Source organism: Bacteroides sp. AM37-9 (assembly GCF_003603455.1).
Classification (GTDB): Bacteria; Bacteroidota; Bacteroidia; order Bacteroidales; family Bacteroidaceae; genus Bacteroides; species Bacteroides xylanisolvens.
In genome coordinates this window covers 19,971-33,893 of record NZ_QTNF01000029.1, presented here as the reverse complement: position 1 = coordinate 33,893, position 13,923 = coordinate 19,971, and the positions used below count along the sequence as shown (strand labels likewise).

Here is a 13,923-nt window from a genome sequence, read left to right as displayed (position 1 = left end):
CTTCCCAATGTTTGAAGACAATCATTGAGATGTTTTTTTCAAACATGCTATATGATTAAAATAAAGATGCTGCATGATTTTTTATATGAATACATTGTTTTTCATTCTACAAATATATATAAAATGTCTCTTTCATTTTGCACAAACCAATTTATATGTTCCACTCTGTATCTCTTTCGGTTCTTTTTCGCCCGGGAGGTAAACGACAGCGGTAGTATTCACCGGAACAGACACGTTTAAAGTGAAAGTCCCATTCTCACAAGTCCAGTTCACATTAATGGTACCGTATAAAGTTTCATACGACGCTTTGACATATTTCAAATCTCCCACAGGTTGGGGAGCGATGATGAACTTTTGATAACCTTGTTTTGGAGTGGTAGAAGGACGAATACCAACCAGCGAATTAAAGAACCATTCATCAATCTGTCCCATCATAAAGTGATTCCAGGAAGAACCTTGACGGGGGTCCCACTGCTCGGTCAAAGTTGTAGCGCCGAATTTTAACTGGAAACCATATCCGGGAGCTTCTTCATGATTGAACATCTTATAAATAAGTTCATGTTCCCCATTACGCGCCAATGTCTGAATCAGATAACGGTTTCCCACATCACCGGTAGTCAAACGGTTGCCATGTGCTTCCACATCTTTTATCAGATTCGCGAATACTTTCTCATTCAAATCTGCATCCTGCATCATTTGGAGGAACAACGGAAGCGCATTACTGCATTGGCTTCCTGTACCATATTGTGCCGTATCTTTATGAAGAAAACATTTATTAAATGCAACCATTATATCCTGTGCCAACGAAGTATAATAACGAATGTCAAAGTCATTACCTACCATTCTCGCGGCTTGTACCAAATACATGACTGTCATGTAATAATGCGCAGTAGCCACCAAAGGAACGGGTGTATTCCGTGAGAATCCCGCACGGAAATCTCCGTAATCATACCAGTCTCCCAATCCGAAAGAAAGAATACCTTTATCTGCACGAGTCTTGAGATAATCCACGTAACGACGCATATTCGGATAATATTTCTTAATCAATGAATCGTCTCCATAAGTCTCATAGTACATAAAAGGGAAAATAACCAAAGAGCCACCCCACTCCGGAGATTCGGCAAAAGCATCCATACCCGGACCTTCAAAAATCACGTATTCCGGAGCAGTTGTCGGCATGGCTCCGTTGGAATGTTGTGCATCTGCCATATTCTGCATAATCTGCGGAGCGTATGCTGTCAAATCATAGTTATATAACAAACCCGGACCATTCAGATGTACCTGTTCCAGCCATCCAAGTTTCTCACGATGCGGACAATCCGTAAACACAGACTGCATATTGCTGCGAACCGCTTTCTCGATCAATCGATGGGCAGCATTAAATATCCGGTTGGATGATTCGAAAGTGGAAACTTTCCTGGCTGAATTATAGACGAAACAGGATTGAATATTCTTTAATACAGGCAATTTCTGCGGATTCTTCTGTCCTTTTAAGACAGCCCCCTCTACCTGAACATATCTAAAACCATAATAAGAGAAACGAGGGTGCCAGGTTTCATCGCCTTCCCCTTTCAGAGTGTATTCGTAATAGTGTTGACGCCCTGTCTGACGCTGATTGCAAGCACCTTCCTCTGTCAATGCTTCGGCTACAATCAAAGTCACTTTCTGACCACGTTTGCCACGTACTGTTATTTCCGGAAAGCCAGCCAGATTCTGTCCCATATCCAACACAAAAGCAGAAAGATCGACTGTTCTCTTAGTTGATACAGAAGCTGATGCAACTTGGTCCGCATTTAGTTTGGTTACCTTTTGAATATCATACCGTTCCATGATTTTCACCGGAGCCGCCATCTGTGGACGAAGTATTCCTTTAGGAGCTTCCTGTATGACTACCGGACGCCAATGACTGTCATCAAAGCCAATCTGATTCCATCCTTTCTGTTCACGACGCGCATCATAATCTTCTCCTCCATATATGCAATTGAAGGTTACCGGACTAAAATCATATTTCCAATTATTATCGGAATGAACCGTCGTACATGTTCCATCTTCGTAGTTAATAACCAGCTCAAATAAAAGTGTGGGAGGACCAAAGCTGATCTGTAATTTGCGATAACGCCCCCCCTGCACATTATAGAATCCATTCCCCAATAAGATTCCTACGACATTTTCACCACGCCGCAATTGTTCCGTCACATCGTATGTGTTATAGTAAACAGTTTTATCATAATCACTCCACAATGGGGCAAACTCACTGTTACCCACCTTTTTGCCATTCAAAGAAAACTCATAGAATCCCAGACCACAAACGTATGCCGTTGCCTCCACTATTTTCTTGCCCGGTTTACGGTTTGCACCCCCTTCTTTCGCATCTCCTACCTGGAATGTTCTTCTCAAACAAATACTTTTCTTTGCCAAAGTGTCCACTGCTTCCCAAGCAGCTTTCACTTCCGGTTTCTTCAGCTCTCCACCGTGGAACTTACGCCCTTCCGGTAAATGAGCATTTTGTCGGGTAATAGCTCCAATCCACTGCCCCGAAGATAATCTTTCGGGTACTGCCCGGAATTTCGCTTCATTGCTCCACTCGGAAGGTGTATCTGTTTCATCCCAAACACGAACGCGCCAACTATAATTAAATGAGTTATCAGGACGTATATCTGCCCCCTTTGTAGAAACTAACTGGCTCTGCGAAGAATAAACCTTCCCACTATTCCAAACGGAACGCCCTGTAAAAGCTTCCCGAATATCAATCTCATAGGCAGATTGTCGTGTCCCATTTTCCGGCGATTCCATCACCCAGCCCAAACGGGGTGAACCTTCGACCACTACCAGTCCCTCCTGCATCTCACAGGTAAGACGACTGATGGTTATATTCTTCGCCTGTACAAAACAAGACAAACAAATTAGCAATGAAAGAAGAATCTTTTTGAATTTCATTTTTCAAGTATCTTTTATTTGTTCGATAAATGAGAATTTATCGGTTAGGCTGAAAGCCTTACAATTATATATTTATTGGGGTGCCCTGAAAGGGCTTAATTACATAGCGTAGGGCAACGCCCTACGAAAAAAACACACCAGCCACAAGCCCTAAAAGGGCGGAACTGTATACAATTATGCCCTTTCAGGGCGCAAATTCAGATTGTCGTTTTTACGTAGGGCGTTGCCCTACGCTATATAATTAAGCCCTTTCAGGGCACTCCGCAAAATTATCATTTAAGTGCATTTTCACAAACGATTTTTGTCAATGTATTCGCCTGCCCTACTTCCTTACCATCTACAAAAATGCGCAATCCTTTTCCGCAATGATAGCGATCACCATTCTTATCCCAAAGAATCGTCAGATTATGACCATGATATAATACATTATCCAGGCAGAACCAATCCCACTTGTCGGCAGGAATTAAGGGGTTCACTTCAATCGTATTATCCAAACGTGGACGAAGTCCGATCAATCCTGTAATTATCAGGTCGTTGAAAGTGGAATGATTATAATAACGGCTACGTTCCTGATCTCCTTTCAGCCAATAACCGGTCATCTCATCCAAATATTCACCAATATAGGGACGACCACGATGGTACTGTGATTCCACATACAATTCCATCTGACGGAAATATACACTGTCAGACAATACAGTCTGCGGATAATTATTCATAAAGTTAGCCATTGCTGTCAATGTCTGTGCGGAAGCAAACGGCCAGATAGCACCGTCCCACTCACACTTGCCTACTCCACGTGTACGAAATTCCGGATGACGACGTTCTGCAGTTGTCAATCCATAAGGAGCAGAGAAGCCTTTTTCATCCATAATTTCTTTCCAGGCAATTTCATACTTTTGGGTGGTATCCGGCAGGTTGAAATACCAGGGAATATATCCGATTGCTTCACGCACATTCGCGGAAGAGTCCGTACGCATCGTCTCAAAAAACTGATGACGTGTATTCCACAATTCATTTTCTACCAGATTTTTCAAAGTATCTGCTCTCATGCCATATTTCATAGCCATCCCCTCATCACCGGAAAGAATTCCTATACATGAAAGTGCTTTAGCATTGCCATACATATAGCTATTGATTGTTGGCCGGGCATATTTCTTCCTCCGTCCGCCACTGATTGATTCTTCCATACCATCCTGTACGTCACCCTGCCAATACAATCCGTTCTTCAAACGGTTCGTACGTTCCCAACGCTGGTATTCGGTTTCCAGATCTTTCTTCATATCCAGCAGATAGTCCTTATCACCATCTACCATGTAACGAGCCAAAACAGCATCTGCGTTCCATGAGCTGAACTTATCCATTTTCTTCATCGGACCGCCATCATTGCCACGATACCATGTATGAATAATCTGATCCAAATATTTCGGATCACGCAACCAACGGCTTTCATAAATGTGATGTCCAATTGCACAGGCAATCAAATTATATTTATCTGAATAAGAACGCTGAACGAGAAACTCGGTCATGCCATAGCCAACAGGAGTCTCTTTGATATGCTTACGCAATGACCACCAACGATAATAATACATTTCTTCAAAGTTATGTTGCGGACACTCGAACAAAGGAATATTTTCCTCCATCCATTCCGAAGCTTTTGCATTGGGAATTGCCTGAACAATATTTTCGTCTTCCATACCGTTGAAATAGTCTGCATAATGACTGAAGTCAGCATACTTTAAAAAAGCAGAAGACGCATCCTTATCTGTAGAAGATGTTTTTACATTGGCAATGCCATATTCAGCCAATGGATCTTGTGCACCTGCATTCGGCAAATCATAAGTCTGGTCGGCAGGAGTATCTACAGTCGGGAATGTACGAGGTACGCCAGTACGGAATACGATTCGCTCCACAGCAGCCACGGGCGCATAGAACATACGCAACCCTACTCTCTTGCCATCTACATACACTTGAATATTACGATCAACAGTAGAAAGGACTGCTTCTACATGATAAATCTTTCCTGCTTCATATTTCATCATATTTGCAAACCGGGAGCCGCCTTTCAATCGAAAAATGCCATCATCAGTAAGTTCTATACGGGAACAGGCTATTCCATTCTCATCCAGAAATTCAATGTGGAGTGTACCTTTATTATTCTGGCCGGCTTTCAAATCAAATGATACTTTTAATTCTTTAGAGGCCGGAATTTTACGTTCCACTTTGGCATAATCAAACGGATCTTTATCCTGCAACTTCAACCATTGATCCTCCAAAGAAACAGGGGCCCAAACCGGAGAATAAATATTCCAGTCAGTCAGTTCCGCAATTGATTTATTTTTAGAGAAATCATCATCCGCATGTGCTGAAGCATTTATTTCCACCGGGACAGGAATACGGGAAATCCACATATCTTCCTTGTTCACACTGTAAGAAACCCACAAATCACCATCGGCAGGTACCCCATTGCCTTCCTGAATACCACGTGGATATTGAGGACCGTATGATTTATAATTTCCTCCATAACGCATGGGAGTGATTTCACCATGCACCAGATTCAATGTTGTATATTCCAATCCATCTTTACTCAAAGATATAGCCAGCGGCCAACGAAATTCCGACGGATTATATACAGTAGCGTATGTACCATCACTTAAACGCTGCCCCCAAATTTTCGCATTGCTATTGACGAAACCTTTTGCACGAAGCACAGGCTCTGCCCAAGTATGTCCGCCATCCTCACTGATAGAGGTAAGCGCATGTTTCCAAAGACTGGCAATACGTCCATCCGGCAATGTATAACAATTGAATGCTTTGTATCCTTTCTTCAGCGGGAGAATAGGATCTTCACGGTCGGCTTCTTCCACCCACTGCATCATATACAGCGGATTGTCAAGAATTTCCTGGCAAGCCTTCACAAACTCACGATCCTTGCTTTTCTTAAAATACGGATAATCAGTATTCTTTTCATTAAATCCATGATTATAATAAATGAAATAGATCGGTCCGTAAGAACCGTCTTTCTTTATTTCACGAACCACCCGGCCAATACCGTTTCCATCATTGGGATCATCTTTTTTATCCAAAGCAACTCCATAATTTCCCATTGTAATCAGCTTGCCGGATTTAGAAACATAGAATCCGACACGCTGGTGCATAATGGCAATCAGATCTTTGGCCTGCACACCCGGACGAGACTCTTTGGTGTATCCATCGGGAACTTGATAAGGAGGAAACACAATTTCCGGATTTGTCCAGCGATATCCATCCTTCGATGTCATCAGAAAAGTCTGTGAAGGCGGTACGTGTTCGTCAGAAGGATCTGCCAGGTATTGATAGAAAAACTGTCCATTCCAATAAGCCAGCATCGGCTGATGATTATACGTCCATCCATTGCCGTTCGAAGCATCGGGATGTTCACGATTGGCACGTACCAACTGAATGTTATGTACTCCGACTACCGGAGACAGTTGTCCGTCGTGACAAGCAGGGTTCGATAATTCTTTTCCTGTATAATGAATTCTATCTTGTGCAAAGGCTGTAGTAGTCAACCAACCGGCAGCCAGTACAAAAAGAATTTTAGCAGAGTTGTTCATGATTTATTCTGATTTAAAATTGTTTCCGGGTTTATTTCTTTTCTTCCAGCAATGTTTTTACGACTGATTCCGGAGCCGTAAATATGGTTCCATGCTTATGCCCTACAGGGATGCTTACCTCTTCTGTTACATCTGTAAAGTTCCGGAAATCCTTCGTACGCATAGCGCCATATATTTTTTTCTTATATACATCAAAATAGATTAGATAATCGTCTCCCACTTTCTCTACAGACGGTCCTTCTACAAAGGATTCAGTGAAAGGTTGGGATGCGGGCGAATAAGGACCGGTCATAGAATCGGAAAAAGCGATTTTCAGATTACGTTCCGGTCGGGTGTTATCCTTGAGTACCATTACATAGTCATTCTTTGCCCGTTTCACGATAACGGCATCAATGGTACTGAATCCCGGATCATACAAAAGTTTTGCTTTCGAAACGGTTTTAAAATCTTTTGTAGTGATATAGTATAAACGATGATTATTATTCTCTTCTTCTATCCCCTTTTCGAAACGCCCGGGAACACAGGAAGCCCATACGACCATGAACTGATCGTTCTCGTCGTCATAGAAAATTTCCGGAGCCCATACATTAATGGTAGTCGGTTCGTCTGCCATTACAGGAATCATCTGTTGTTTCGACCAATGGATCAGATCTTTGGAATGTGCGTAGCCAAATCCTAAATCACCTTTCCAACTTGTAGTCCAGACCAAATGGTAGGTTCCATCCGGAGTACGTACCATCGAGGGATCCCGCATGAGCTGGTGCTGTCCCAGTTCCGGCTTTAGCCAAACTCCCGGAATACTTTCCCAATGCATTCCGTCCTCACTATATAAGTATCTCAACCCCTCATCAGCCGGTTCATGAAACGAAGTGAACATGTAGTAGTCTTTGTTCCCCCCACAAGAAGCCAGAAACAGAAGACTTATTGCGGCTAATGTATTTCTTAACTTTTTCATTTCTATATTCTATATTTGTATCTTTTATACAGAGGAGACGATAGAAAGCGTCATTTGTACTCAAATATACTAGAAGAATCAATAGATTCAAAATTTATATACGATAAAAGGGCGACTCTCCGAGCCACCCTTTCCACCATCAAACAAACTAACCATTTACAATGGGAAAGAATTTCACTTCTTTTTATAGTATCTTATTTTTTAATTATATAGAACCTCCACGGGCTTTTATACGTTTATACCATTCCTCTCGTTCTTTCTTCAGGTCATATCCACGTTTAGCCAGATAGTTGTTGATACGTCCTTTGTATTTTCCAAAAGCAGCGTGTTTCTTATTCGAATTTTCTGCATCCAACGCAAATTCACGAGCCTCTATCAACCAAGCATAGATTTGAGCTTTTTCTTCTTCTTTCAAAGTAGGAATCATGTCCAGATGTGAGTCATAAGTCACTTTTACTACTCCATAAGTCATGCCATCTTTAACAGCTTCTATTTGCTTTTCATCAAGAAAGAGAGATAAATTGGCTGGAAAAGCGAAATGTGAACGATATAGTGCCGCATCTTTTTCATTTTCCGCAGCTTTCAAAGCTTCATTTTTAGCCTCACCAGTCAACCCGGATTCTTTTACTTTCTTGACTTTCGCATCCCGTACCTCATAAATATCATTTAATTCGAAGTAACGATTGGCTATGACATTGAGAACATCTTCGGCTATTTTCGCATCTGTAAGTCCGAGTTTATCAACGATCTTTTGTGACCGGCTGACAATAGACTTTACATATTCAGGATCACGATTCTCTTTATTTAAGTCGACTGTCTGCGCAGACATCCAACCGGAAATAAAAAGCAATGATAGTATCAGTATCTTTTTCATAATTACATTAATTTTCCTTTTTCAGCCAATGTATCGTAGTTGTTCTTCATATCTCTCCAATCTACTTTATGCTTTGTGCTGATACCGTTGATATATTTTTCAATATTCGTATATCCGTCACCAGTACAGTCTTTATTGGCATCACTCGGGTCATTCGGATTTAATCCGTTAGCAATTTCCCATTCGTCCGGCATACCATCTTTGTCTGTATCAACATAAGGAGTACCTTTGTATTCAGGATAACCACCCATCTGGCGAATATCAGTAATAATACCCTGCTTATAAGAATCTTTCGGTAAACGACGATACTTGAACTGTCCGTCTTCTCCCATTGACTTAGGAGACAAACCTGTTAAGTCACCATAAGCGTCTTTAGGAAGTTTCTTTTCATAATAAGGAATACCTGTTCTTACTTCTTCAATCACACGTTCGTCAACAATATCACGACAAGGAATATTCGCGCCTACATGTTTCAATACATAATCATAAGCATCTTTAGCCCCCATGATATTGATATACGGCATCTCAAACGGCTGATAGCTACGCATGTATTCAGTATATCCGTCAGTGTTCGGTTGAGTTTCAATCTGAATACCGCCATTCCAGTTGTCTTTAGTTATTTCAGGATAGCCTTCCATTATATTTCCGTCGGCATATACTCGTCCATATTCTTTATGATCCAGCTTACTACGTCCTGCTTCCGGTTTCAAGATACGATGTCCCACATTGGAATCCTTAGGAGTAGCAGGTCCCGGTTTGTAGTAGTTGTTAATCATATTGAACATCGCGGTATAATCACCACCATCGGAAGAACGGTGTACCCAGTTGAATACTACATTATTAACGAAATTGAATATGCCATTCCAACCGATAGAAGGATTACGTCCGGCATTGCTAGCCCAAAGGTTACGGGCAAATGCACAGTTCTCACCACCTAACGTACTACCGAACGCATGATTGTATGTATCCAACGCTTTTGCAGAGATCGTGTTTTGAATAGTTACGTTTACAGTAGGAAGTTTCAAGTCTTTGCTTTCATATTGTCCTTCACTCGGGTCGTACATGTGGCGATAGAAAGAAATGTTTTCATCCAATCCCCATGTACAGGAACAGTGGTCGATCATTATATTACCAACAGGGTTACCTCCGAAAGAGTCATCACGATGCCATACTTTCGTTTCTCCACGACGGAAACGCATATGACGTACCACCACATCATGTGTATCTACCCAAAATGATTCTCCAGCAATACAAACACCGTCTCCCGGAGCTGTTTGTCCGGCAATAGTTACGTAAGGAGCACGGACGATAATCGGAGATTCCAGACGGATGATACCAGCAACATTAAAAACGATAATACGTGCACCACCTGTTTCACATGCTTCACGGAAAGAACCCGGTCCACGATCATTCAGATTTGTGACAGTTATCACTTTACCTCCACGACCACCGAAACTGTACATACCACCACCTTCAGCACCTGGGAATGAAGGGATATCAGCCTGCGGCAAATCGTACGGACGACCAGCCCAAGGAATATATGGACGTCCTTCTCTAGCTTCTTTTTGTACTATCGGCAACGCTTTTTCCCATGCTTCATCAGAGCGTTTCCGCTCTTCAGTCATCATTTTTGTATAATTTTCTTTGGCTTCGCCAGATATTTGTGGGTATTGCGCCCATGCAACGGTCGGAGTCAACATTGTTGCAGCAAAAACTGCTAAAAGTACCTGTTTCTTCTTCATTTTTATTTGGTTTTGTGAAGTTGTTAATTCAAAAATACAATAATAAGACGAAAGAAGAAAAGATTTGTAATCAGTGATGATGATCTTTTATCAAATGCGGGGGAGAGAAACGACTTTCCAGTCTCCAATGGTCCGTGTAGTACTATCGAGAATCACTTTGCTGAAAAGTGTCTTTTTCTGCCGGTCATTTCTCTATCGGAAGAAAAAACGACGAAGGAAGGAATGTGTCACACACGAAATCCGAATAACCGGAATAGCTTGGTGTAAAAGAAAAGAGGGAATCTTAAGATTCCCTCTTTTCACATTTTCTCTTCTATTAGCTGCCGTCAGAGAGCCGGATCGGGAGCTTCGCCACTGTCGCTGCCACCGGAAGGAGGAGTTACTCCACCGCCTTCATCAGGATCGGGAGCTTCACCTTCACCAGGCGTTATCGTTCCGTTGCCTCCGGAAGGCTTTGAGGGAGCCGTAATACCTTTACGACGATTATAAGCAGCTTTTGTTTCGGCTATGACTTGGTTGAGAGCAGTAAGAAACGCTGAAGCTTCCGTTATGGAGGGAGTCAGTATATTGACAGCGGTTATGTGCATCACCAAGTCATCGTAGAGTGAATCAAGCTGCGCACGCACAGTCTTTGAGTCCGCAACCGATTCTGCTGTACGAGTAACGGAACGGGCGTCTGTCAGTGCCGAATAGTTTTTATTGGCGGTTTCGAGTGCCGTTAATATGGCATCCAAATTGAGTGCCGTAACGGCGGTTTTCACGGCTTCCTTGCGGAAATCAAGCAGTAGTCCGCTGATGGCTGCCGTTTCCTCCATATTGCGCATGCGTGCCAGTCCGGTATAAGGGCGCACCGTGATTTCCAAGGTATTATATGCATCTCGTTGCGCTGCCAACGGTGAGTTTTTGGCCGCACGGACAGTAGCCAACAAATAACTGACATACGAATCGCGTTCGGCATCCAGTTTCAGTAAATCCTTTGTTTCGGCGTTGGCCGTGGAACGGTTCACCAGGTCTTCCATTTGTACCAACTTCGGCTTGATGCTGTTCACGATGTTTGTTACTGTCAGTTTGGAAATACTTCCTGCGGTGAGGAGTGTCAGCACACGATTCATGAAATTGGTGTACTCAGTGTTGTTCAGTTGTGACAGTGTGATACCGTCTGCTTTTTGATAACTTCCCATAATTTTTTCTTTCGGGATTCATACTTGTTCTATCTATCTCTGAAAAATTCGAAGTCCGGACAAGCCCGCGAAATGGTTGCTGTAAATTCGCGGACGTTTTGCATACCTGTGAAAGCATTTTTTAAAATTTGCAGGCGTTTTTCAAGCTTGCAAAAGCGATTTAAAAAGTTTTCCGGCATTTTACAAGCTTGGGAAAGCGTTTCTGGAAGTTTGCAGGCATTCAGCAGGCTTGGGGAAGCGTTTTGAGAAGTTTGCGAAGGCAAAGATAACTAAAATCAGCTGATTTAACGAACAAAAATTCACCAATTCCTGCCGTCTTCTCAAAGAAAAGAGGGAGGAACCGGTGAATTTCTATGGTTTTCGATGCCGAAGCATCCTGTGATTCATCTCCGATGTAATTATCCCTGCACCGAAATGCAAGGTTCTTATCGAAGGAAGTTGAGTTTTTTATTCAGCCAGCGGGTCAAAAGTACCGTTTGCGCCACCGTTGTTGTAATCTCCCCAGCCGATGGTTTGCAGCAATGTACTATTATTACCCTGGATACCTTGATGGAAACCAAGGATATAATACCTTGGAAGGAACGCGATATACAATGGAGAATGGCTATCATCATAAGAATCGCCTTTCTTTGTCTTACGGGTCAAATAATTTGAATAAAATTCTTTCAGCCTATCCTGTTCGCTGGCAAGATCCTTTCTCAAATCCATTGCAGCCGGACGGGTAATTCCAGCTTTTACTAACGGATCGTCGTCAACATTTGTTCCACCAATGCCACCGTTTACAGTTGTACGGAATTCAAGATTCTCGCGACGTTGTCCGTTGAGTGGCTTAAAACCAAGATATGTACATGTGTTTCCACCCCAGCCAGTCAGTTTCCAAGTAGCAGGCGCACCTTCAGGAAGTTCTATGCCGCCATCAAACAACATCCAGCGACGCATATCATCGAAACGTTTTCCTTCGTATGCCAATTCAATTTGACGTTCATACATGATAGCTGCCATACATTTAGCTTGGTCACCGTCCAAACCTGCTTCCAATCCATAATTATTTTCAGCTTTATAACCAACACGAGCACGGATTTTTTGTAATTGATCAACGGCAACTCCCATCTCACCCGCATTACATGCTGCTTCTGCATAATTAAGTAATACTTCCGCATATCTAATCTCCATATACGGCGCGGCAGAACGTGTGAATCCCCCGGACTTTTCATCATAGACATAACGGGCAATAGCATTCACATCTCTGTCATCAGAGCGTTTACGTACATAAAAACCTTTTACATCATTAAGGAGACCATCAGCGCCATAGGTCACACTGCTATTGGCTTCAATATCATCTACATAAGCTGCATCCGTATACCAGGTATAGTTCCAAAGTTCATAATCAGGACCATTGTGCGGGTATCGGTTCCCTTGTGTCGTAGGATTACCGACAAACGACCAACGAACTCCCGGGAAAGCGAATGTACGATAGAAGCGCGGATCACGATCGACGAAAGGAAATTCGCGATAATAAGGTATATCTGATTTAGTTAACGTATTGTATGTTTCACAAGTTGCAGGTATCTTGCCGTCAGACATAGGAAACATATCTACCAACATGGCGGAAGGTGTTTTGCCACCTCCTCCTCTAGCATTGTACGGCCGGATGCCATTTTCCCATGTATTATTCTTACGATAATCAGGAACTCCTTCCGTCAGCGTGTTGTGTAGCGTTACAAATACAGCTTCTTGACTCGGCACTTCAGTAAAAAGATTAGCCCAACCGGAAGCGTTCACACCGGGATTACTTTCATTAGCCAAGCCATATCCGGCAGCTGTCAGCACGTCAATAGATCTTTTTATATCATTGTAAGCCTGTGTCCAACGAGACAAATCATTGGAGCGATTAAATAACGGACTGGCATATAGTACACGTACTCGACCCAACAAAGCCACTGCTGTACCGGAAGTAACACGACCGTAATTATCACCAGACATCCATTGTCCGGCTCCCGTAAAAGGTGCTAACAATGTTTCAGCTCTCTCCAAATCGTCACAAATAAATTTGAAACAATCCTTTGCGGAAGAACGGGGAACAACAGAACTTTCAACAGGTTCCTGTACTTCCGTAATGATGGGCACACCACCATACCATTTCACCAAATTATAATAGCACCATGCACGAAAGAAGTAAACCTGCCCTAACAACTCATTCTTTTCTTCCTGCGAAAGCGTGCTTCCTTCAATGCCTGCAATGACATCATTAATATTACGAATACGTCCATAAGCGGAAGTTATAGGATCACCTTTCGTTCCTTCAAAGTAATCAGGTACAGGATTATTTCCGGTTTGATAAGTCAACGGCTTGAGTGGATCGACAAAAGCACTGAATCCACTATATTCTTCAGTCGACTTAGATTGGTCGTCTGCTAAACCGGTACTGTTATACATTGAACTGGGAGTAGCCTTAGGATCTGGCAGACATACTCTATAAACATCTGCTACACGTCCCAGTGCACCACTCCAATAATTATAAGCATCGGCAGTAGTGCTGTCAAAGTTCTGCTTGTCTTGCATGAACTGGTCGCTACAAGAAGTAAACGCAGTCATCGCCCAAAAAGCTACGCTGATACGGAATATATTTTTTCTTTTCATT

At 42.5% G+C, this 13,923-nt stretch carries 7 protein-coding genes; all 7 read right to left on the bottom strand.

Going from position 1 to position 13,923, the window contains the following annotated elements:
- Window positions 1–132: 132 nt before the first annotated feature.
- The gene (locus DW862_RS18290) at window positions 133–2,937 is read right to left on the bottom strand and encodes a glycoside hydrolase family 78 protein (RefSeq protein WP_165861946.1); all 2,805 of its coding nucleotides are present in this window, start codon (window positions 2,935–2,937) and stop codon (window positions 133–135) included.
- A 272-nt stretch (window positions 2,938–3,209) separates the two neighbouring features.
- Complete coding sequence (locus DW862_RS18280) at window positions 3,210–6,530, bottom strand: glycosyl hydrolase family 65 protein (protein ID WP_120069778.1); 3,321 nt, start codon at window positions 6,528–6,530, stop codon at window positions 3,210–3,212.
- Between the two features lie 31 nt (window positions 6,531–6,561).
- Complete coding sequence (locus tag DW862_RS18275) at window positions 6,562–7,485, bottom strand: glycoside hydrolase family 43 protein (protein WP_165861945.1); 924 nt, start codon at window positions 7,483–7,485, stop codon at window positions 6,562–6,564.
- Between the two features lie 205 nt (window positions 7,486–7,690).
- Window positions 7,691–8,359 carry a DUF3826 domain-containing protein gene (locus tag DW862_RS18270; protein ID WP_117808907.1) on the bottom strand — a complete coding sequence of 223 codons (669 nt, stop codon included), beginning with the start codon at window positions 8,357–8,359 and terminating at the stop codon, window positions 7,691–7,693.
- Window positions 8,360–8,361: 2 nt separating this feature from the next.
- Window positions 8,362–10,101: a thrombospondin type 3 repeat-containing protein gene (locus DW862_RS18265; protein ID WP_120069774.1), complete on the bottom strand. Its 1,740-nt coding sequence runs from the start codon at window positions 10,099–10,101 to the stop codon at window positions 8,362–8,364.
- Window positions 10,102–10,427: 326 nt separating this feature from the next.
- Entirely contained in the window at window positions 10,428–11,282 is an 855-nt protein-coding gene (locus tag DW862_RS18260) for a DUF6261 family protein (protein ID WP_004311799.1), read from the bottom strand.
- A gap of 447 nt (window positions 11,283–11,729) precedes the next feature.
- Window positions 11,730–13,922 (bottom strand): RagB/SusD family nutrient uptake outer membrane protein, encoded by a 2,193-nt coding sequence (locus DW862_RS18255; protein ID WP_004311798.1) that lies wholly within the window; start codon window positions 13,920–13,922, stop codon window positions 11,730–11,732.
- Between the last annotated feature and the right edge of the window lies 1 nt (window position 13,923).